This window comes from uncultured Nonlabens sp. (assembly GCF_947495285.1).
Lineage (GTDB): Bacteria > Bacteroidota > Bacteroidia > Flavobacteriales > Flavobacteriaceae > Nonlabens.
Map to the genome: position 1 here is coordinate 1 of NZ_CANLXZ010000026.1, position 21,134 is coordinate 21,134.

At 34.8% G+C, this 21,134-nt stretch carries 27 protein-coding genes and 1 other RNA gene; 3 read left to right on the forward strand and 25 right to left on the reverse strand.

Annotation, left to right across the window (positions count from 1 at the left end; genetic code table 11):
• Positions 1-302: 302 nt before the first annotated feature.
• From Q0838_RS10860 to Q0838_RS10890, 7 genes are all read right to left on the reverse strand, one after another.
• On the reverse strand, positions 303-1,247 hold the full coding sequence (locus Q0838_RS10860; protein WP_298954761.1) for a HipA domain-containing protein: 945 nt from the start codon (positions 1,245-1,247) through the stop codon (positions 303-305).
• Entirely contained in the window at positions 1,240-1,575 is a 336-nt protein-coding gene (locus tag Q0838_RS10865) for a HipA N-terminal domain-containing protein (protein ID WP_298954763.1), read from the reverse strand. Before Q0838_RS10865 ends, Q0838_RS10860 begins: the two co-directional genes overlap by 8 nt.
• Before the next feature lie 6 nt (positions 1,576-1,581).
• Positions 1,582-1,782 (reverse strand): helix-turn-helix domain-containing protein, encoded by a 201-nt coding sequence (locus tag Q0838_RS10870; protein ID WP_298954765.1) that lies wholly within the window; start codon positions 1,780-1,782, stop codon positions 1,582-1,584.
• Positions 1,783-2,200: 418 nt separating this feature from the next.
• Positions 2,201-3,463: a type II toxin-antitoxin system HipA family toxin gene (locus Q0838_RS10875; RefSeq protein WP_298954767.1), complete on the reverse strand. Its 1,263-nt coding sequence runs from the start codon at positions 3,461-3,463 to the stop codon at positions 2,201-2,203.
• Entirely contained in the window at positions 3,463-3,783 is a 321-nt protein-coding gene (locus tag Q0838_RS10880) for a helix-turn-helix transcriptional regulator (protein WP_104516417.1), read from the reverse strand. The genes Q0838_RS10875 and Q0838_RS10880 overlap by 1 nt, the downstream gene beginning before the upstream one ends.
• Before the next feature lie 139 nt (positions 3,784-3,922).
• Positions 3,923-4,322, reverse strand: a transfer-messenger RNA (tmRNA) gene (gene ssrA / locus Q0838_RS10885).
• Positions 4,323-4,563: 241 nt separating this feature from the next.
• Entirely contained in the window at positions 4,564-4,953 is a 390-nt protein-coding gene (locus tag Q0838_RS10890; RefSeq protein ID WP_298954779.1) for a plastocyanin/azurin family copper-binding protein, read from the reverse strand.
• 155 nt (positions 4,954-5,108) lie between these two features.
• Between Q0838_RS10890 and Q0838_RS10895 the strand changes: the two genes are divergently transcribed.
• Positions 5,109-6,341 carry an NAD(P)-dependent oxidoreductase gene (locus Q0838_RS10895; protein ID WP_298954782.1) on the forward strand — a complete coding sequence of 411 codons (1,233 nt, stop codon included), beginning with the start codon at positions 5,109-5,111 and terminating at the stop codon, positions 6,339-6,341.
• Between the two features lie 80 nt (positions 6,342-6,421).
• Here the strand turns inward: Q0838_RS10895 and Q0838_RS10900 are convergent, their stop codons facing one another.
• From Q0838_RS10900 to Q0838_RS10930, 7 genes are all read right to left on the reverse strand, one after another.
• Positions 6,422-6,814 (reverse strand): DUF2809 domain-containing protein, encoded by a 393-nt coding sequence (locus tag Q0838_RS10900; RefSeq protein WP_298954784.1) that lies wholly within the window; start codon positions 6,812-6,814, stop codon positions 6,422-6,424.
• Positions 6,792-7,463, reverse strand: a complete 672-nt coding sequence (locus tag Q0838_RS10905; protein WP_298954787.1) for a DUF1361 domain-containing protein — start codon at positions 7,461-7,463, stop codon at positions 6,792-6,794. Before Q0838_RS10905 ends, Q0838_RS10900 begins: the two co-directional genes overlap by 23 nt.
• Before the next feature lies 1 nt (position 7,464).
• Positions 7,465-7,776 (reverse strand): hypothetical protein, encoded by a 312-nt coding sequence (locus Q0838_RS10910; RefSeq protein WP_298954790.1) that lies wholly within the window; start codon positions 7,774-7,776, stop codon positions 7,465-7,467.
• Positions 7,760-9,172 carry a DUF4153 domain-containing protein gene (locus tag Q0838_RS10915; protein WP_298954793.1) on the reverse strand — a complete coding sequence of 471 codons (1,413 nt, stop codon included), beginning with the start codon at positions 9,170-9,172 and terminating at the stop codon, positions 7,760-7,762. The genes Q0838_RS10910 and Q0838_RS10915 overlap by 17 nt, the downstream gene beginning before the upstream one ends.
• 4 nt (positions 9,173-9,176) lie before the next feature.
• The gene (locus tag Q0838_RS10920) at positions 9,177-9,716 is read right to left on the reverse strand and encodes a hypothetical protein (protein WP_298954796.1); all 540 of its coding nucleotides are present in this window, start codon (positions 9,714-9,716) and stop codon (positions 9,177-9,179) included.
• A 125-nt stretch (positions 9,717-9,841) separates the two neighbouring features.
• Entirely contained in the window at positions 9,842-10,132 is a 291-nt protein-coding gene (locus tag Q0838_RS10925; RefSeq protein WP_298954798.1) for a transcriptional regulator, read from the reverse strand.
• Between the two features lie 66 nt (positions 10,133-10,198).
• The gene (locus Q0838_RS10930; RefSeq protein ID WP_298954800.1) at positions 10,199-10,834 is read right to left on the reverse strand and encodes a hypothetical protein; all 636 of its coding nucleotides are present in this window, start codon (positions 10,832-10,834) and stop codon (positions 10,199-10,201) included.
• A 134-nt stretch (positions 10,835-10,968) separates the two neighbouring features.
• Here Q0838_RS10930 and Q0838_RS10935 point away from each other — a divergent pair, with 134 nt between their 5' ends.
• Entirely contained in the window at positions 10,969-11,334 is a 366-nt protein-coding gene (locus Q0838_RS10935) for a DUF1801 domain-containing protein (protein ID WP_298954802.1), read from the forward strand.
• On the forward strand, positions 11,331-12,086 hold the full coding sequence (locus tag Q0838_RS10940; RefSeq protein ID WP_298954805.1) for a GH25 family lysozyme: 756 nt from the start codon (positions 11,331-11,333) through the stop codon (positions 12,084-12,086). The genes Q0838_RS10935 and Q0838_RS10940 overlap by 4 nt, the downstream gene beginning before the upstream one ends.
• A gap of 84 nt (positions 12,087-12,170) precedes the next feature.
• On the opposite strand, the gene Q0838_RS10945 is transcribed toward Q0838_RS10940, so the two are convergent.
• The 11 genes from Q0838_RS10945 to ffh form a co-directional block, all read right to left on the reverse strand.
• Entirely contained in the window at positions 12,171-12,653 is a 483-nt protein-coding gene (locus tag Q0838_RS10945) for a DUF2807 domain-containing protein (protein ID WP_298954807.1), read from the reverse strand.
• 376 nt (positions 12,654-13,029) lie between these two features.
• Positions 13,030-13,848 (reverse strand): 3-deoxy-8-phosphooctulonate synthase, encoded by an 819-nt coding sequence (gene kdsA / locus Q0838_RS10950; protein WP_298954809.1) that lies wholly within the window; start codon positions 13,846-13,848, stop codon positions 13,030-13,032.
• A gap of 12 nt (positions 13,849-13,860) precedes the next feature.
• Positions 13,861-14,262 (reverse strand): rhodanese-like domain-containing protein, encoded by a 402-nt coding sequence (locus Q0838_RS10955; protein WP_298954811.1) that lies wholly within the window; start codon positions 14,260-14,262, stop codon positions 13,861-13,863.
• On the reverse strand, positions 14,262-14,579 hold the full coding sequence (locus tag Q0838_RS10960) for a rhodanese-like domain-containing protein (protein WP_298954813.1): 318 nt from the start codon (positions 14,577-14,579) through the stop codon (positions 14,262-14,264). The genes Q0838_RS10955 and Q0838_RS10960 overlap by 1 nt, the downstream gene beginning before the upstream one ends.
• 3 nt (positions 14,580-14,582) lie before the next feature.
• On the reverse strand, positions 14,583-15,998 hold the full coding sequence (locus tag Q0838_RS10965; protein ID WP_298954815.1) for an MBL fold metallo-hydrolase: 1,416 nt from the start codon (positions 15,996-15,998) through the stop codon (positions 14,583-14,585).
• 96 nt (positions 15,999-16,094) lie between these two features.
• On the reverse strand, positions 16,095-16,796 hold the full coding sequence (locus Q0838_RS10970) for a thioredoxin family protein (RefSeq protein ID WP_298954816.1): 702 nt from the start codon (positions 16,794-16,796) through the stop codon (positions 16,095-16,097).
• Positions 16,793-17,269: a TlpA disulfide reductase family protein gene (locus Q0838_RS10975; protein WP_298954818.1), complete on the reverse strand. Its 477-nt coding sequence runs from the start codon at positions 17,267-17,269 to the stop codon at positions 16,793-16,795. The genes Q0838_RS10970 and Q0838_RS10975 overlap by 4 nt, the downstream gene beginning before the upstream one ends.
• 105 nt (positions 17,270-17,374) lie before the next feature.
• Positions 17,375-17,869, reverse strand: coding sequence for a YkgJ family cysteine cluster protein (locus Q0838_RS10980; RefSeq protein WP_298954820.1), 495 nt, complete (start codon positions 17,867-17,869; stop codon positions 17,375-17,377).
• On the reverse strand, positions 17,869-18,432 hold the full coding sequence (locus tag Q0838_RS10985) for an excinuclease ABC subunit B (protein WP_298954822.1): 564 nt from the start codon (positions 18,430-18,432) through the stop codon (positions 17,869-17,871). The genes Q0838_RS10980 and Q0838_RS10985 overlap by 1 nt, the downstream gene beginning before the upstream one ends.
• 240 nt (positions 18,433-18,672) lie before the next feature.
• Complete coding sequence (locus tag Q0838_RS10990) at positions 18,673-19,563, reverse strand: tetrahydrofolate dehydrogenase/cyclohydrolase catalytic domain-containing protein (RefSeq protein ID WP_298954824.1); 891 nt, start codon at positions 19,561-19,563, stop codon at positions 18,673-18,675.
• A 187-nt stretch (positions 19,564-19,750) separates the two neighbouring features.
• On the reverse strand, positions 19,751-21,079 hold the full coding sequence (gene ffh, locus Q0838_RS10995) for a signal recognition particle protein (protein ID WP_298954826.1): 1,329 nt from the start codon (positions 21,077-21,079) through the stop codon (positions 19,751-19,753).
• Between the last annotated feature and the right edge of the window lie 55 nt (positions 21,080-21,134).

Here is a 21,134-nt window from a genome sequence, read left to right on the forward strand (position 1 = left end):
TATAAAATCAATCACAGGAAATCATCATTATCTAAAAGCTTTTTATGCGGCATTTAAGAACTAAATTGGTATAAAACATCAATGAGACACCCAATTCTTAATTCAAATTATGAGAATAAAGATACTTTTCGTCGTGATTCAAGATTTTTGTAGAAGGATTAAAATTCACTTTTTAACTTGTCAACCATAATTAAAAAAAGCCGCTATCATTAGGATAGCGGCGTTAATTGTGGACTCCGAGCGACAAATATCTGACTTTTTAAATGAGGGTATTGAGTTAATTGTTTCACAATCAAACAGTTTTAAAGATTAGCATTCAGTCTCTCATACCTTTCATGTAAAATGTTGATGTAGTTGGTCTTCATTTCAGAGGATAAAAATGACGCCTCGATTAATTTCAAAGCTTGAGATTTATTTTTGTTAAATCGAGAGAAAACACTTGTAATTTGCTTTTTATTAAGTCCCAATTGGATACCAAATTCTACGAAGTTATATTTAGTAATTTTTTTCTTTTTACCTAATAGAGTTAATGCTAATTCCTCAGGATCCTTTGGATTTACTATAGTGACGTTAAGTAAATCATAAGCAGGAGATAGAGCCCAACCATACTCTGTTTTGATCATTGAGAAATTTTTAAGATGCATATCATTATTTGCAGTAATGAAGGAGAATACGGTAAGTTCAAAAAGGTATAACTTATCTAAAAGTGTGTTGCTGGTATATTTTCCTAGCGCTTTGCCAACGCGTTCCATAGAACTTTTGTATTTATCAAAAGCCTCAGTAATTTGAAACATATCAAGCATATGTATTTTAGAACCATCGGGATTTCTATCGATACGTTTTGTTATGTATGATAGTTCTCCTGATTTTAAACGTATTAAAGATGATTGAACAACGTTAATTCCAATAGCCTCGGCTATTCGCATAGTGAGATGTTCATTTTCTGGCATTTCAGCAAAGGCACTATTAGGTGGTTTAAAAATATAATTTCCACCTAAAGCTCCTACCACGGTAAGTCTATGTTTTCTATCTTCTTCTTTATGATCAAATAGACTCATAGATAACTTAGGTTGTACTCCAGGCACGGATATGCTTCGTGATACTATGTCCTTAGCGAGTTTTTGCATTTCATCAAGCGAGTAGTTGAGTTCTGGCACTACTTTAGTGCCAAAAAAATCCAAAGCACAGTGCTTATGAAAATCGTTTCCTTGATCTATTTCCTTATAGCAATAGAGACAGTTATTCATCTTCTTGATTCATTATAGGTTCTACACTTACGGCTCCAATACAGTTTTGACAGCAAGCTAGCAGTAATCCCATTCTATCATTAGGATTGATTTTCCAATTTTTGGAGGCGATATCTAGTAACCAGCCTTCTGGAATAAGACCTTCAAAAAAGGGGAATAGCCTATTTTCTTTGTACAAGGTATCATTAACAGGCATGGTGAATGTTATAAAGGATTCAGGACAGTTAGTTATATAGTCCTGGTCGTATCGATAGGTGTAATACCCATCATCTGTTTCTGTGAGTATTCCAGCAAGAATAGTGTCATAAAAAATTTTAGCCTGTCTCATTTATCATCATTTTTTTATAATGGGAGCTGCAATAAGTTGATGTCCAAACATTTTTAAAACAAGGTTTACTTTCTCCATATTTAGATTGGTTTTTCCTTGTTCGATTTTTCTAACTACTGTTAATGCGACACCAGTACGTTCAGCAAATTCTTCCTGCGTCAAGCCTACAGCTTTCCTTTTAGTTTTGACTAATTGAGCTAAATTCATTTTATATGTATTTAGATATAAACACCTTGCAAAGATAGTAATTATATGTAATTAAATATAGTTTTGAATTTGTTTCACTTATTATACGTTTAATGATATAAATCACAAGTAAAGTAAATAAGAAAACCCTTATAATCTATTGATTATGAGGGTTTGTGGAGCCTGCCTGCCGGCAGGCAGGTCGGAGAGATTATTTACATGATCTCTAATAACGCCAGTCCTGTAAATAGAAAGCAGCAATGCTATCGCATTACATTTTTTTAGTTTCTTCCAAAGCTTAAAACTGCGTTTAGCTTTTCCAGAAACTAAAAAACCACGCCTTATGGCGCGGCTTTCTGCTTGATCGTGGAGTCGGAGCGACAGATATCGAACTTTTTGACTCACGATATTGAGTTAATTATTTCAACGTCAAACAGTTTTAAAATGTAAAGCAAGCACTCATTCTTTCTATTTCCGCTCTTGATAGACCTATTTTTTTAGCGAAAACTTGCCAGCTAGAAACAACATTAAGAATACGGTCGATAATTAATTGGGCATCTTCTTGATCTAATCTAAAGTAGGGCGCTACAGAAAGCGCTAAATCTAAATTTTGAGAGTTATCCTCACTATCTATATTCAATTTAAGTCCATTACCGCCTTCTATGGGATTAATGTCATACGCTGGTGATAATATCCAGCCTGCATCTGTGAGAATAAAACCGTGATTACGTAAATGATCATCGGTGTTAGAAACACAAATATTAAAGACGATGCGAGTCCATAGTTTTATTAAATCTTCATCTATTTCTGCACCATTTTTCATCAAAAACTCTACAAGGTCTAAATAGCTTACGCCGTCTTGATGGTCTACACCATCGGTATAGCCTAATAAGGTCATGGCAGAAGCAAAATGAATGCGTTGCCCATCTGCAGTTCTATCAAAACGTTTAGTAATGAAAGTATGTTGATGGTGCGAAAATTTCTGTATTCTGGACTCGGCCATATCAATACCACACTGTATAGCCATTTCATATATAAGCTGTTCCCAGGCACCAATATCTTTATCATCATTACCACTAGGGAACTTTGCTATCCACAAGGAACCGTCTGTATCTTGAACATTAGCTTTTGGTCTAGCACCACCAAGAGAAGAACCTGGAGCCATTAACATATTTAACCATTGTAAATACTCTGGATCATCTGGTGCATCATCTCGTTCTAATTGTAAACTAGCATATTCTAAATCTCTTAGAGCTGTCCAAGGTGGAGCAGCCATTTGTGCATTGTCATCTAGAAATGCTCCATCTATAGCTGTTTTAAAACGTAGTGCTCCCATTCTATTAGCATCAAAAACACCAAGAACATAATCAGACTCAAAAAGGTTACGTTGTTTACGCTCTTCCTTTCTAGCTAATGCTGCTTCTTTTCTTCTCATTAATAATCTTCCCCAGCGATCTGGAGATGAGTCTAGAAAAATGCCAAAATTGGACTTATCAACATTTAAATATTGCGGTCCAGAAAACAGTTGTAAATCTGGATCTATAGCTGTAGCTTCTTTGAGTTTTAACCATTCTGCATTGTACTCAAATGAAAATAGTTCTTTTCCTTTATTGAGAGAAGCATATAATATTCCCATTAGGGTAGGTTCATTAAAACCTACCCAGTGAGCATAGACTAATATTTCTCTTCTTTCTGCACTCATTATTTATTATTTTTCTTTGGAGCTCGTTCTTTAACTGTTAAATCAGCATCTTGAATTTTTCGCCCTAAAACATCATCATTTGCTACCGTTAAGAGATCTTTTTCTAAACCTAGAACTAGTAAGGTTTGCAAATAATTACCCATCGATACAGACCCTTTGCCTTCTTCAATTTTCCAAAGTGTAGACCTACCAATGTTTGCTCTTTCAGCAACTTGTACTGCACTTAATTTTCTACGCAATCGTGCCAAGCGGATATTTTCTCCTAATTGAGAGAGGATTTTCTCTGCTTTTGGTAACAATATTGTTTTCTTTTTAGTCATAATGTTTCATATAAAACACAAATATACCGTTATTGGTTTCATTTATGAAACATTAATATCGATTTATTAATAAGTGTAAGTAAGGAGAGTAGTATGAACATTATATAAAAAACCCTCATAATCTGTTGATTATAAGGGTTTGTGGAGTCGGAGAGAATCGAACTCTCGTCCAAACGAGCGAATTCATCGCTTTCTACATGTTTAGTTCTTAATTAATTTCAGTCGTAAAGCCGGTCAAGAACTACCAATTTTACGCTTGTCTTTAATTGAGTTTCTTCTCATCATCAAAGCCCTAATGAGAATAGATTTACTTTTACGAAATCTCATAATCGGTCGCCGTAAATCAAGGCTCCCGAGAGATTTCCTGCTTGTCTACCTAGTAGACCGAGGCACTATCTTACTGTAATTCAGATTATGCAGCTAGGGCGTAGTTATTCTCGCCGTTTAAAAAAAGTTGAAAAATGAGATTTAAGAGCTGTTTCCCAGCGCTCTACATGCTTACAATCAAGTCGGTCTCGCTGTCAAAACCAGTCGACCCCATTTTTTTCATCCTCATTAATCATTTAAAGAAAATGAATCTCCTGTTTAAAATGCTCGTATAAAACCTGCATTTCAATACATGGATGGCAAATATAAGAATCTAACACGCATACTACTGTAAAAAATATGCCAAATAACTACATAAAAAATCCCAGTGTATTAAAACTGGGATTTAAAATTGAAACTAGTTGAACAGACTAATAGTCTCAATCGAGGGGAAAAGCTATTACTTTATTTTACTTACTTTACAATAAGTAAGTTATCTGTAGAAGTAGGGTTTAATGGGCAAAAATAAACATATTCTCCTTTTTCTAATTTTGTAGCATTAGAGTGCTGTGTACCGTTATTTGCTACTTGCTCTGTTACATAAGCAGTTTTAATGTGGTTTTTTGGGTTAGATATATCCTCTCCTTTTTTTACAAGTACAAAACCTACATTGTGACCTACGTTGTTATTTTTAATATCAAAAACATAAGTGCCAGCGTCTACCGTAATTTGTTTTTGTACAAATTCTCCAGTTACTTGCTCTAGAGCGATAGTCTTTACCGTCTTATCCATCATTTTATCTTGAGCTTGTGTTGTCATACCCATTCCTAAAGCGATTACTACTAGTGCGATTAATTTTTTCATGATTTATTTATTTTAATTATTGTTTTTATTTACAAGGCAAAGATGCGATGCTTTACCAGTGCGATATTGGGTCTTTTTTCCCTACTACTATTCATTTTTTCCCTACTCGTAATCTTTGGTCTATTTCCTTATCTTGCTGCTATAAAACCTAGCCCATGAAATTTGCGATTATAAGAGAGAGAAAGAGCCCGCCGGATAGAAGAGTAGTCTTTACTCCAGAGCAGTTAAGCCGTTTAGATCTCGCTTTCGCGAAAGCGGAATTTATAGTAGAATCCTCACCGATAAGAATCTTTCCAGATAGTCAGTACGCATCTCATGGTATTGCCGTACAGGAAGATGTAACGACAGCAGACGTTATGATAGGTGTAAAAGAAGTGCCTAAAGAGGCGTTGATACCCCATAAAAAGTATTTTTTCTTTTCTCATACTATTAAAAAGCAACCTTATAATAGAGAGTTGCTTAAAACCATACTGGATAAAAAAATAGAACTGTATGATCATGAAACCATTACTAGAGAAAATGGTGCGCGATTAATCGGTTTTGGTAGATATGCCGGTATAGTAGGAGCGTACAACGGTTTTAGAGCACTAGGTTTGCGAGATGGTTTATTTGATTTACCTAAGGTAGAATCCTTACCAGATTATGCAGCTCTTAAAGCACAATTAAAAAGTATTAAAAATCTATTGCCAGCTATCAATATAGCTATGACAGGTAATGGAAAGGTTGCAGGTGGTATTCTAGAGATTTTAAAAGAACTAGAAATTAAAGAGTTAAGACCTAAAGAATATTTACAATTAGGTCAGTTAAAAAATGATCAAACTACTTTTACCATACTAGACGTAGAAGATTATTATACTCGCAAAGATGGTTTACAGCCTACTAAAACAGAGTGTTATAATAACCCAGAATTACTGGCAAGTGATTTTATGAAATTTGCCAAGGTGACTGATATGTTAATCACCGGGCATTTCTATGGCAATAACGCACCCTATTTATTTACAAGAGAAGATGCAAAACTACCTGATTTTAAAATAAGCCTTGTGGCAGACGTGAGTTGTGATATAGATGGTCCTATTGCATCTACTTTAAGACCTAGCACCATAGCCGACCCTATTTATGCTTATGACGCTCAAGGCGAAAAAGAGGTCGCATTTAAAACTCCAGGATCTATTACGGTCATGGCGGTAGATAATTTACCTTGTGAATTACCTAAGGATGCGAGTGAAGGTTTTGGCGAGATGTTTGAAAAGTATGTGATACCGTCCTTTTTTAATGGTGACAAAGATGGTATTCTAGAGAGAGCACAAATGACTACTAGCGATGGTCGATTAACTGAACGCTTTTCTTACCTGCATGATTATGTGTATGAAGAGCAGACTAAGTTGTAAAATCAGAGTTTTAAGATATATGAAAAAGCGAGTTACTGTTAAATAACTCGCTTTTTAATTTAAAAGGTCTTTGTATAGATCTAGTTGCTATTCATAGAAATGATTTTCTCTAACATAATAACCGTTAGAAATCCCAAAGTGTACATTAACATATCCCACCAGGAAAAACTAGTACCTATAACGATACGGGCAAATTTGTTTTCTTCTAGTCCTAATAAACTTACTAATTGTAAATATTGTGCTGTTTCTACGGCATAGCTAAATAGTAAGGTGGCTATCGCACCAGTCCATACTTTAATTTTACTACCTGCCATGACTATGGCATAGATCAATATCACCACAAGTAAATCCCCTAAATAAGGTCTTACAAAACTGTCGTGCACGTAGCGTTCTATAAGTACTTCTATAATTAATAAAAAGACGGCAGCAGTAATGTACAGCCGTCTTTGTTTACGGTGCAGTTTTAGTAACAATGGTGTTGTTTTTAAAAAGTGAAAATATAACGATTAAAAATAAGCTCATACTTATAATAAGTAACCATGCTTTTTGATTAGAAAAAGGATGTATAAAAAGGTATCTCATGTCATAAAACAATTTTTCTGGTTGCTGGATAATATCCCAACTATTCCATCGCAATACACGACCTAAATAAATGCCGTAACCGCAAAGTGCAAGAACGGTATATTCAAAAAGAGAGCGGTATTTTGAGGAGGTAATCCAGCCTTTTTGCTGGAGTACTGTGCTCATATCTCTCAGACTCAAAAGTCCTAGATATAAACCTGTAATGGCAAAACTAGCTAGCATTAACGCTTCATAAACCATCCACTCACTACTCGCATGTCGTACATGAATTAAATCGGTAATGATGTAAGGCGCGTTAGGTAAAAACGCGAGCCATACTATGCCAGTAAGAATGATGTTTGCTGTAGATACGCTTTCGCGAAAGCGTAATCTAACCACCATTAAATAAGGAATAAAAGCAAGAAACAAGTTCCAGATTAAGAAAAGTAGAAAGAAGTCGTGTGTAATTTTCATGCGCAATGCGAGTAAAAAAAGACTTAATAAGGTCAGTAAACTAACTTGTTTAAACTCTGTAAACCGATGTGCGATAAATTCTTTCATTTTACAAACGTGTGTATGTGGTGACTATGTGAAAATAAAACAGGGCGATAGGTACGTTAAGTAATACTACATAACTGCTCAAAAAGAACTCTTTGATGCTTACTCTACCTGTCAATAATTTTACAAAGACATTTAATAGTATTGCTAAATTAAACGGTACGGCTATTACTAGAAAACCAAATCCTAGGACGGCAAATACAATATCTGTCGTGATTAAAAATAATCCTAGGATTAAGGTTCCTAATGCAAAAGAAGCCAGAGCAAACTGTATGGATAATCTACAACTGGCAGTTAGTTTATTGGGCAACTTCATGCTGGTCTTTTTTTATCTTATAAGCGATGTAGTTAAACTCTTGCCAGTTGCGATTTAAAAACTTAGACTCATAATATCTATCGCGACTGCTACCACTGCGATATACTTGTTTTATGTACTCCTCATAAAGACCATGATCTTTAAGGACTAATGCGTTTTGAGGCAATAGACTTTCTAAGTAAGGACGGTCTACTTGTTGTACGTTAATATTGTAGGCGGTAATGATAGCAGACCAATTAATAAGGCCGTAGATAGCGATGACTGTATATCCTATAGCCATGTTGCGTCTTATTAAATAAACAAAGTTTAAACGATAACTAACCTTTAAATATGTAGTGATTAATCCTATAATAGTAAGTAATAAATACACCAGCACACCTATACGTTTATGGGTTAATCCATGGTCTGTGATATAAGTATAGTTCTTAATAAAAATACTTATAACTAGTATAGAATTAAGAATTATCCAGCTATAAGTGAGCATTCTTAACTTTTCATTATTCTTAATAAAATTTAAGTCACCACGATATATAAATGCTATTACACCTATAGCGAGTATAATGCTGACTATAGAAGCATACACACCTTGATGTACTGCGTCAGATAGTACACTCGCTTTACTAGAACCAGACATGTTGGTTATAAATAAAACCTCAGTAACTAATACAACTACTAGTAAGATGTTAAGACAGATGATAGAGATAAAACCTATTTGTTTTTCGTTTTTTACAGTGAGTAGTTGTAGGTCGTTTAATTTTTTAGGAGCCAGTTCATTTGGGTAATTAATATCCTGATTTGTTATATCGATTATAGGTTGAGGCGATTGAATATTTGCCATAATTAAAGCGCCTAAAACTGCTGTGAATACCCAGAATATATCAATAAACGATAGATCTATAGCGGTAATGAAATCACTGAAAACAGGATTTGCAGTACTGTACAAAAGGGTAAATATTATTACCAGAACTAGAGGGATAACAATCACCTTAACTAGTTGTCCTATGTCTATAGCTTTTTTAGGTGTTGTGATTTCAGGCTCTTCTATTTGATAAAGAAAGGAATGAAAAACACCTAGAACGGTATTGTAAAGGCCGTTGAGCCAACTCAAATAAATACTACTTTGGTGACTGGCAACATAACCTATAAATAATAAGGTGCTTAAAAAATAACCGACTATACTCCATGAAGAACCATGAACAGTTATTGCGGTAGCACTGGCTAGCATTCCTACTGCGCTTAATATAATGGTACTTTTTAAAAGTATTGAGTGCCTAGAAATAGCCAATGCTATGATGAGAAATAGAGAATAAATGAAGGCATTAATTCCTAAATCTTGTGTGTAAAATAAGGTCGAGAATACGATCCCGCCTAGAATGATGATAATTGTTTTTTTCATGGTTTTAGTTTGAAGTGATATGAATAGGTTTTAAAAGAGATATAGGAGAGTATAAATTTTGTTTAAAATCTATATCATGAATAGGAAATGCTTTATGTCCTGCCTGGATGGCATGAATGAATAAGCTGTATTGATCTACATAAAGAGCGACACCTACCAGCATGGCAAGCAGTACAAAAGGACTGCGTTTTCCATTGCCCCATAACCAGTATTGCATAGCTATTTCTTGAGCGGTATCTATTCTATAACCTGTAAGAAGATGAAAAACATCGTGATCTTCACATCTAGGTTGAGGTTCTAATTTATGTTGAATTAAAAAGCAGCCTAAGTGATATCCTAAACTATCTGGCGGATAGGAGAGTAGTTGCTTAGTATGCACATTCCATGATGGACCTGTTTTAAATCTTATATAAATCGTACTGGCTAGCTCAAAAGAAAAATTGACGAATACTTCTCTTAACAGTAATAAAGTACTTTGAATTTCAAAGTTAATGTATAAAAAAAAAGTTCTCGTTCTTTTAGGTATGTGTGATGGGTTCTTCATGCTGTTTTAATTTGGGTTATAGTTTTTGATCCGAGTCTTATGGGCGGTACAACTCAATAAGTTTTATTTCTAGTTTTACAGTATCTATGGAATAGGTACTTGCTTTTAAGTATTCATATTTTCCCCTAGCCACTTATTAATTTTTCTAGCGCCTCGATGTGTTTCTTAAACTCTAGTTTGCCTAGATCTGTAGCGATATATTTAGTGTTGGGTTTGCGACTTATAAAGCTCTTTTCTACTCTTATGTAGGCCTCTTTTTCAAGAGCCTTAGCATGACTGGCTAGATTACCATCGGTTACATCGAGTAGTTCCTTGAGCTCTTTAAAATCGGCATGATCGTTTACTACGAGCACAGACATAATGCCTAGTCGTATACGGTGATCAAATGCTTTATTTAGTTTGTTTATAAGACTCAAATCCTTGTTTTAATTAATCAATAAAATTAAGTCATATTTTATGACTTTTTATAAGATCACTCACTACTATTTATCATACTTATAGTACATTACAGCACCATAAATGATATGACATAACCCAAAACCAGCTGTCCAGAAATACAATCCGTAGCCTATAAATTGTGTGTTGATTAAGCCTAGTATGGCGCAGCTTAAACCTAAATACTTAACCGTTCCCAAAGTAAATTGTGCTGCATTTATACAGGCTAGTCCATAAAAAACTAACATCGCTGGTGCTACCAGTCCTATTAAATTATATTGTAATAAAGCCAGTGTAAATAACGCTCCTATATGAAGAGGAACCATAAAATTAACTACTAATCTTATGGACTGTTTGGTCCATACTTTTTGTTTGTGTTTTAGTGCTTTTGCCTTAGTGAGAAAAAATGCAGTCAGTACAGCCATGAATAAAACGATAGCCGCGACCACTAGTATTTGTAAAGATGGGTTTTGATCCCATGGAGTAGTGGTGAGCCTGCTAAGAGTGTCTCTTGTACCATTTTCTCTAGCTTTTTCAATGATAAAGTACCCAAAAATACCACCTATCAGTGCATATATACCTGCCATGACACCGCTCATACCTGATAAAGATATGAATCTGGTAGATTTATTCATGAGTGATTTAATCTCTTTAATGTCGTCTAGATATTTATCTGTTGTCATAATTAAAGTACTTTGAAATACAAAGTAAATGTATTTCAGGATAGTATGAAAGCTTTTTATTATTTATTTTATGTGTTGTAAAGTTTGTTGAGATCTCGCTTTCGCGAAAGCGGAATAACTTCTAACTTTAAACCATGAATCCAGCCGAAGAGTATATCAACAACAAACCAGAACCGTATCGTGCGGTAATGCTACACTTGCAGTTTTTAATAGAATCAAATTTTCCTGAGATGCAATTGAAGTTTAAATGGCACATACCTTTTTATTATCTGGATGATAAAATGATGTTCTGTTTTTTTAATTTCAGAAAGAATTTTGTCGATTTAGGACTGAGTTATGGGGATAGATTGAGTAATAAGCACGGTGTCTTAATAGCTGGAGAAGGTAGAAAAATGTTGAGATCTTTAAGGTTTAAAAATCTAGACGATATAAATGATACGATTATTATTGAGACTTTACAGGAGTTAAGGGTAATACGCAAATCCATGAAAAAGAAATGAGTAGAAGTAAATGGATCTTACTGGTTGTTGTGTTTTTAATCTTTACTACCATTACAGCGATAGTGGTCATGGAGCGTTACTCGTACCACAATTCTTCTAGAAAACCGACCAATGCTTATTTGCATAGCCGTATTAAAAAATATAAAATTCAGGGGATAGATATCTCACACCATCAAGGAGATATAAACTGGGAAGAAGTAAAACATCCAGATATAAACCAAGAATTAAAATTTGTATTTATAAGAGCCACTGTTGGTATAGAAAACGATAATCGTTTTGCAGAAAACTGGAATGGCGCTGGTACTGCACGATTATCAAGAGGCGCATATCATTACTACTGGAGCGATGTAAATAGTACCACGCAAGCAAATCATTTTATTGAAACGGTAAAACTAGTAAAGGGTGATTTACCACCTGTGCTGGATATAGAAGATATAAGCTCTATCCAAAATGTGACCTCGCTAAGAAAAGGATTAAAAAACTGGATACAACTAGTAGAAGATCATTATGGTGTAAAACCTATTATATATACGGGCGATAGTTTTTATAATTCGTTTCTAGCACCAGACAGTTATTTTAAATCATATCCTAATATATGGATAGCAAATTATAATCGTGTGGATTTACCTGACGCAGACTGGGATTTCTGGCAGTATACAGATCGCATGTCCATAAATGGGGTGGGAACGCTAGTAGATGCTAATGTTTTTAAAGGGTCTCTAAATAGATTTAATACCTTGCTCATTCCTTGATCCACTTTAAAATCTAATGAATAGGACATAAAAAAAGGCTTCTTACATTTCAAGAAGCCTTTAATTCATAATAGGAGTTTATATCTAGTTAAACGCAACTAGAACTCCATTTACTGTTTCTTTTTTGTTTTTTGCTTTTGTAGCAATTACCTTACTATCATCGCTACGTATGATTTGTAAATCTTTTATTTCAGTATCTCCAGTATCAACTATAGCACCTTGTTGTACTAGGACTACCATTTTATTTTGATACTTGAATTTTGATAAAGTTACTCTAGTATCTCCTGTTACAGAAAGAGCTGTCAATTCATTTGTATAGATTCTTATTTTTAAGCCTTCAATTTTAGCATTAGAATGTTGCTTTATTCTTAAGGATTTACCTTCTGTTGTGATACTTAAATCTGGAACATCTTTATTGATAAGCACTTTGTTTTTCAAAGAGTAAACTATCTCTACTTGTGCATCGGTATCAATTTTAATTTTTGAGAAGTTACTTACTTCTTGAATAGACTGTGCAGTACATATACCTGCCAAAAGAATAACGGTTAATAAAATTAGCTTTTTCATGTTTTAAAGTTTTAATTGTTAGTAGTTTACTTAATAGACATGCAAATATCTATATTGTTTTATCGCTGTGTAATAGCTTTACAATATGTTCACGTTATCATGTGAAATTAGCAACAAATGAAATGTTAAATGCCTAATTTTACTCAGGCTTAGGTGATTTTTTAAAAGCTGTAAAAATGTTCAAAGTATGTGGTTTACTCTTGCTCTAACCATAAAATGAACATGTTTAGGTGGTATAAAATTATCAAAACGGCATATTTAAGTACGACAGTTTCAATTTAGCTTAATTTTTCATCCCTTTTATTGAGAATTATAAGCACAAAAAAGCGGTGCTATTTACCAGGTAAATAGCACCGCTTTATAAAAATAGGTTTTATTAAAAAGAATTAATCGTTTTTCTAATAGTAACTAATCTAGATAACAAGCCTTCTAAGTGTTTTAAGTCTAGCATGTTTGCTCCATCACTTTTTGCATTTGCAGGATCAAAATGAGTTTCTATAAAAAGTCCATCTACTTGATTCACTATTCCCGCACGGGCTATGGTTTCTATCATATCTGGTCTACCACCGGTAACACCACTAGATTGATTAGGTTGTTGTAAACTATGCGTCACATCTAGTACAGTAGGAGCAAACTCTCTCATGGTAGGAATACCTCTAAAGTCTACGATCATATCTTGATAACCGAACATCGTACCACGATCAGTGATCCATGCTTGCTGGTTTCCAGAATCTTTTACTTTTTGTACTGCATGTTTCATAGCCTCAGGAGACATGAACTGTCCTTTTTTAAGATTTACGACCTTACCAGTTTTTGCTGCTGCAACTACCAGGTCTGTCTGTCTAACTAAAAAAGCAGGGATTTGTAATACATCTACATACTGCGATGCAAGTGCAGCGTCGCTCACTTCATGAATGTCTGTAACGGTAGGGATATCAAAAGTTTCAGAGACCTTACGTAATATTTTCAAAGCCTCTACATCACCTATTCCAGTAAAACTATCAATACGACTGCGATTTGCTTTTTTAAAACTTCCTTTAAAGATGTAAGGAATTTTAAGATTGTCTGTTATTTTTAAAACTTTCTCTGCAATACGCAGTGCCATTTCTTCACCTTCTATGGCACAAGGCCCAGCAAGTAAAAAGAAATTGTCTGATTTTGTATGCTTTATTTTAGGTATTTTATTAAGTTCCATGAATGCTATTTGTTAGTTTTTAACGATCACTTGTCTGCCGCTTTCTTCCCATTTAGTTATACCGCCTTTCATATCATATATAAGAGTAAAGCCTTTATCCTGCAGGATTCTTGCACATCTGGCGCTTTGACCTCCTTTATTGCAGTAGACTAATAAAGGTTCACTTTTATCCATGGTATCTAGATAAGAGTTGAGGTCGTCATTCTCTACTTCTATATTAACTGCATTCTTAATGTGTTTGCTTGTAAACTCTGATTTAGTTCTCACATCGATAACTCTTACCTTCTCGACCGCGATCATCTCTTCAGCCTGTTGTACAGACACTTTATTAATCACACCATCTTTTTTTTCAAAGCAGCTTTGAAAACTTAGGGCTATGATAAATATAACAATGATGTTTATTAATTTTTTCATTATGATTTCATTGCTGTATCCCCATCCCAGTTGCTAAAACCTCCTGCAAGATTAAATGTATTTTTAATCCCTAGTTGTTCCATAATCTGACAGGCTTGCATGCTGCGACTACCAGCACGACAGTAAACGTAATAATTTTTATCTGTGTCCATACCATTAATAGCTTCCATAAACTCTTGTGGTTTAAAGATGTCATAATGTTGCGCGTTAGGGATAATACCTTCACTAACCTCGTCATCGGTGCGTACATCTAGTATAATGAAATTATCATCTTGAGCTGTTAGCTCTTTCCACTCTTGGTTATTTAAATTTGTCATAGTTTATAGGGAACAGCTGCTCGTGGCAACTATTGTTTGATTTTTTAGATTTGTTTTCTTGATCGCACCGTAACCACCTTCTACATTTACCATGTTAGGTACACCTTTAGCTATTGCTATACTTGAAAATATAACAGATCTATAACCACCAGCACAATGCACGTGATAGGTATCTTGAGGATTAAGATTTTTCACCTCTTCATGAACTAACTCTAGAGTATGCATAGGCACATTATCTATGTGGCCAGCTTCATATTCTCCAGGTTTACGACTGTCGATGGGATTTTTAATACTGCCATCTTCTAGGCCGTCTATAAAATCTTGAGCAGTGATGTTTTTAATTACAGATATTTCGTTCTCACTATTTTTCCAAGTATCAAAACCACCTTCTAGATAACCTTGAGCATTATCATAACCTACTCGAGCAAGTCTAGTCACCGTTTCTTCTTCTCTACCACTAGGGGCAACGATTATTATCTTTTGATCTATGTCTTCAATAAGAGCTCCTATCCATGGAGCAAACTGTCCATCTAAACCTATAAACCAAGATCCTGGAATAGAGCCAGCGGTATATTCTTGTGGTGATCTCACGTCCAGAACTAGGTAGTCCTCATCTTCGGCAAGTGCTTTAAATGAGTTGAGTTTAAGTGGAGTGATTCCTCTAGCGATAATTTCATCGATGCTAGAATTAACACCTTTATTCATGGATACGTTCTTAGGGAAATAGCCAGGTGGTGGTGCAATACCATCGGTTACTTCTTTTATAAAAGCCTGCCTATCCAGTTGTGGATTAAGAGCATAGTTGGTCTTCTTTTGATTACCTAACGTGTCGCTAGTTTCTTTACTCATACTTTTACCACAGGCGCTACCTGCACCGTGCGCCGGATATACCATCACGTGATCTGGCAAAGGCATGATATGATTTCTAAGAGAATCGTATAAATAACCGGCTAGGTCTTCAGTGGTTAGATCTGATTTTGCAGCAAGATCTGGTCTCCCTACATCACCTATAAATAGAGTGTCTCCAGTAAAAATAGCTTGTTCTTTTCCTTCGGCATCTCTTAATAAATAGCAAGAAGATTCCATAGTATGTCCAGGAGTGTGCAGTAATTGAAGAGTTATGTCTCCTACGTTATATGTTTGTAGGTGTTCCGCTTTCGCGAAAGCGTAACTAGTAACAGCATGAGGTCCTATAACTATAGTTGCGCCTGTTTTATCTGCTAGATCTACATGACCAGAGACAAAGTCTGCGTGGAAATGAGTAAGAAAAATATACTTAATCTTTACACCATCTTGTGCTGCACGATCAATGTACTGTTGTACTTCTCTCAAAGGATCTATGACTACAGCCTCACCCTTTGAAGCAATATAATAGGTTCCTTGAGCGAGACACTTTGTGTAATACTGTTCAAGAATCATGAGTTAAATTTTATGCAAAAATACAATTTATAACGCTCTAAATGTAAAAAGCCCATGAGTACATCATGAGCCTGTATAGAAATTAATTATAGTTGTTTACTTAATGCGACATCCTATAGCTGTGGAGGTGGTTACAGCTATTTTTTCTCCACTTATTAGTGACTGTACAGCGTCTTCTAGATAGTTGTTTTTCACTGCATTTTTATCATGATAATTATCATCTATCGCACCGATGTATTTAACGATGTTTTGATTTCCTTCTTTTTTAAGTAAGAAGGCATGGGGCGTTTTAGTGGCGCCATACTGTGGGTGAATTTTCTGGCCGGCGTCTACTAAATAAGGAAAGGTAAATCCTTTTTGCTTTGCTCTTACCTTCATTTCATCAAAACTATCTGATGGATATTCTTCGGGATTATTAGGATTAATCGCTATAACAGGATAACCTAAGTTTTTATATTTCTTATCTAATTCAATGATGCGATCTTCGTAAGCGGCACTATAGGGACAGTGATTGCAGGTAAAAATGACCATAAAACCCTTAGCATTTTCATAATTTTTGAGAGATACTATTTTTCCATCTATGTTTTTAAGTGAAAAATCTGTTGCAGCGTCTCCTATGCTGTATCCTTTGAGGGTATTTACTTTTTCTTTTTTAGAAGTTTTCTTTTTATTTTCTTTATGGGGTACAGGACGTTGTGCAAAAAGATCAGGACGCTCTTGCGTTTTTAACATGCCAGACACTATTGCAATAATAACAGCGCCCACGACTGCAATGGTTAGAATTTTTAAAGTTTTCATAAGAATTCCTTTATAGCATTTTCTAAATCTACTTTTGATAATGCTTTATTATAAAACTGTTTTTTATTTTTTGAAATGATTAAAGTTACAGGAATTGCACCATCCCAGTGTTGGTCTACTATGGGTATCCATTCTGCAGCATATGGGTCGTCTAATAAAAGAACAGTGGATTTAATTTCATTCTTTTTAAGAAATGGATTTACGACACTTTGAATATTATTCTTATTGTCTAGAGAAATAAAAATCATATCAACTTCTCTTAGGTAAGAACTACTTATACTTTCAAAATAAGGTAATTCTTCTACGCAAGGTGCACACCACGTGGCCCAAAAATTTATCACTTTAATCTTATCACCAGGTAGAACTGTTTCTCTAAGACCGTCTTGCCCTATGGTTGTAACGGTCGCTACAGGCCTGTTGTCACATGCTGTGCAAATAATAAATAGTGTAAAAATAATCAGTAACCTTCTCATCTTAACAAATATATTGATACAATGGAATAATTAGTTACGGTTTAACTATTCTTGGCTATGATTTAGAATAAATATAACGTTTAAGATGTTTTAAACTTCTTTTGATTAGGAGTTAATACGTGATTTCATAAGCTCTACTATTTTAAAAGCAGCTGGGCAAATGCTTGTATTTTTAACGGTGAGTGTTCCTATTTGATAAATTTTTCTTCTATCTGTATGTGGGTATTCTCTACAAGCTTTAGGTCTTACGTCATAGATAGAGCAATAATTATCTGCACCTAAAAAATGACAAGGGGTCTGTTGTAGGACATAGTCTTGATCTTCATCGATTTTTAAAAACTGATCGATCAAGTCACTAGGTTTCATTCTAAAATGTTTTGATATTCTATTAATATCTATATGTGTAAAGAGTGGGCCAGTAGTTTTACAGCAGTTGGCACACTTTAAACAATCCACTTCTTCAAATACCTCGTTGTGTATTTCTTGAACTTTACCGTCCAGACCTTTAGGTTTTTTCTTGCGCAGTTTTTTAAAGTAATCTGAGTTTTCTTTTTTGTTTTGCTGTGCTAGATGAGGTAATTTTTTAAGAAAATCTTCCATTAATTACAGCTAGGCATGTGCATAGAGCTTTGATAGCCTTGTTCTTTGAGCTGTGTAGTTACAGAGCAAATTAATTCTCTAGACCAGTATACACTGGCGCTTTCTTTTGCTTTATTAATTTGAGTAACACGACTGAATAGTTTTAATCCAGTAGGAGATTCCTTAAAAGTTTGCAGCTCTGCTCTTTGACTATCTGTCATTCCTTCTCTGTTTTTTCTGTATTGGATACCAGTGTTAGAAGAGTAGAACTTAATCAAATTGCGCAGGTCTTTTTTATCCTCAAAAACAGTACGGTATTCTGATGCAAGGATTCCTTTAAACTTTGCAACAGAAACATTTTTATTTTCATAGAGTTTTTGCCACGTATCTGCTGGTACTTCTTGACTTTGATATGCGTTTTGTACCATTTTAACCATACCATCATAAGCACCTTCATATTCTGCATCAATACCACTGACAGAAAAGTATTCCATCATTAAAGATTGATAAGATTCTTTTTTCTGCGCGCTGGCAAGAGTGGTTACTAATAATAAAGCTAGTATGAGTTTAAAAGTATTTTTCATATTGTGAATGTGTTGAGAACAAAAATAATTTTAAAGACTCATTAAAAGGTAGTATTTGTACTTTTTATTCACTTAATCGGTAAAATAAGTGGTTATGAGGATAAAGAGTTGATGAGGTACGTTGATCAGTGCATTTGAATTTTATTCAATGACCTTACTTTTTATGGTTAGTTAGGTACATAAAAAAATCCTTGTCTAGCATTCTTATTTTGCTAGACAAGGATTTTATTTATCTCATCTTTAATATCTGTTTGCAGCTCTATGGCGTTCTCTAGCAAGTAATGTGTTTTTTAACAACATGGCTATGGTCATAGGGCCTACACCACCAGGAACCGGCGTGATGTAGCTAGCTTTTTTTGCAACATTTTTAAAATCTACGTCTCCAGTGATATAGTAACCACGTTCACGAGATTCATCTGGCACACGAGTAATACCTACATCTATAATCACTGCATCATCTTTTACCATTTCTGCTTTTAAGAATCCTGGAACTCCTAGTGCTGTGATTATAATGTCTGCTTGTGATGTAATTTGTGTAATATTCTTAGTGTGACTGTGTGTAAGTGTTACTGTAGAGTTACCAGGAAATCCTTTTCTACCCATTAAGATACTCATAGGTCTTCCTACTATGTGAGATCTACCTATAACCACCGTATGCTTACCTTTTGTGTCTACACCATATCGATCTAATAATTCTAGAATACCGAATGGTGTTGCAGGAATAAATGTGCTCATATCTAGCGCCATTCTACCAAAGTTAGTAGGGTGAAATCCATCAACATCTTTATCTGGATCTACTGCCATCAATACTTTTTGAGTATCAATTTGTTTAGGTAAAGGTAGTTGTACAATAAACCCATCTATCTCTGGATTATCGTTTAACTTTTTAATTTCTTTAAGTAGCTCTGTCTCGCTAGTCGTGTTAGGCATGCGCACCATAGTGCTTTCAAAACCTACACGTTCACAAGCGCGCACCTTAGAACCTACATATGTAAGACTCGCGCCATCATTACCTACGATAACGGCTGCAAGATGAGGTACTTTCTCACCGTTATCTTTCATTGCTTGAACGGTATCTGTGATCTCGTTCTTAATATCATTACTGGTTTTTTTTCCGTCTAGAATAATCATAAGTTGTGTGTGATGGTTATTTCCGTGGTAAAATTGGTTAATAAGAGTCAAATTAAGAAATTAAATCGACTACATTTATTATCTATTTGTTAACGATAAGCTTTACGTTGCTTAATTTATTAGAAAAAAAAATCCCAAGTGTTAACTTGGGGATTTTTTCTATATCATAAAATTTAAAAAATGTTATTTATTTCATTTTTCCTAAAGCATTCATCATAGCTTTTCCTTTGCCGCCTTGCATCATTTTCATCATTTTACTCATCTGGTCAAATTGTTTAAGCAATTGATTTACTTCTGTAACCGTTGTCCCGCTACCTTTAGCAATACGTTTTTTACGAGAGCCATTGATTACTTGCGGTTTAGTACGTTCTTCAATAGTCATCGAGTGTATGATAGCCTCGATACCTTTAAACGCGTCATCATCTATGTCTACATCTTTAAGCATTTTTCCTGCACCAGGAATCATGCCCATAAGATCCTTCATATTACCCATTTTTTTAATTTGCTGGATTTGAGAAAGAAAATCATCAAAACCGAATTGGTTCTTTGCGATTTTTTTACTCAACTTTCTAGCCTGCTCCTCGTCAAATTGTTCCTGCGCACGTTCTACCAGAGAGATAACGTCTCCCATACCTAGAATACGGTCTGCCATACGTTCTGGATAGAAAATGTCGATAGCCTCCATTTTTTCACCAGTTCCTATAAATTTAATAGGTTTATTAACTACAGACTTAATAGAAAGTGCGGCTCCACCACGAGTATCACCATCTAATTTTGTAAGTATAACACCGTCAAAATTAAGTCTATCATTAAACGCCTTTGCAGTGTTTACAGCATCTTGTCCTGTCATAGAGTCTACCACAAAAAGAGTCTCATGTGGTTGAATCGCTGCGTGTACATCAGCAATTTCGGTCATCATTTGCTCATCCACAGCTAGACGTCCAGCGGTATCTATAATTACTGCATTAAAGCCATTTTGCTTTGCATATGCGATAGCCGCCTCAGAAATCTTAACAGGGTTTTTCTCTTCACGATTAGAAAAAACCTCTACACCTACACTTTCTCCTACGACATGCAACTGGTCTATTGCGGCAGGGCGATAGATATCACAGGCTACTAAAAGAGGTTTTTTACTCTTTTTAGTTTTAAGAAACTTAGCAAGCTTACCAGAAAAGGTAGTTTTACCAGACCCTTGTAAACCAGACATAAGAATAATGCTAGGATTACCACTTAAGTTAATTCCAGCTACATCGCCTCCCATTAATTCAGTAAGCTCATCCTTTACAATTTTTGTAAGTAGCTGTCCTGGTTTAAGAGTAGTTAATACACCTTGACCTAGAGCTTTTTCTTTGGCTCTAGATGTAAATTCTTTTGCGATTTTATAGTTAACATCTGCATCCACAAGGGCGCGACGTATTTCTTTAAGAGTATCTGCAACGTTAACTTCAGTAATGCTTCCATGTCCTTTAAGAACATGCATAGCTTTATCTAGTTTGTCAGTTAAATTATTAAACATATTTTTGACTCAATTTTAGAAGATAGCAAAGATACCATTTCATGCCTTTATGTTC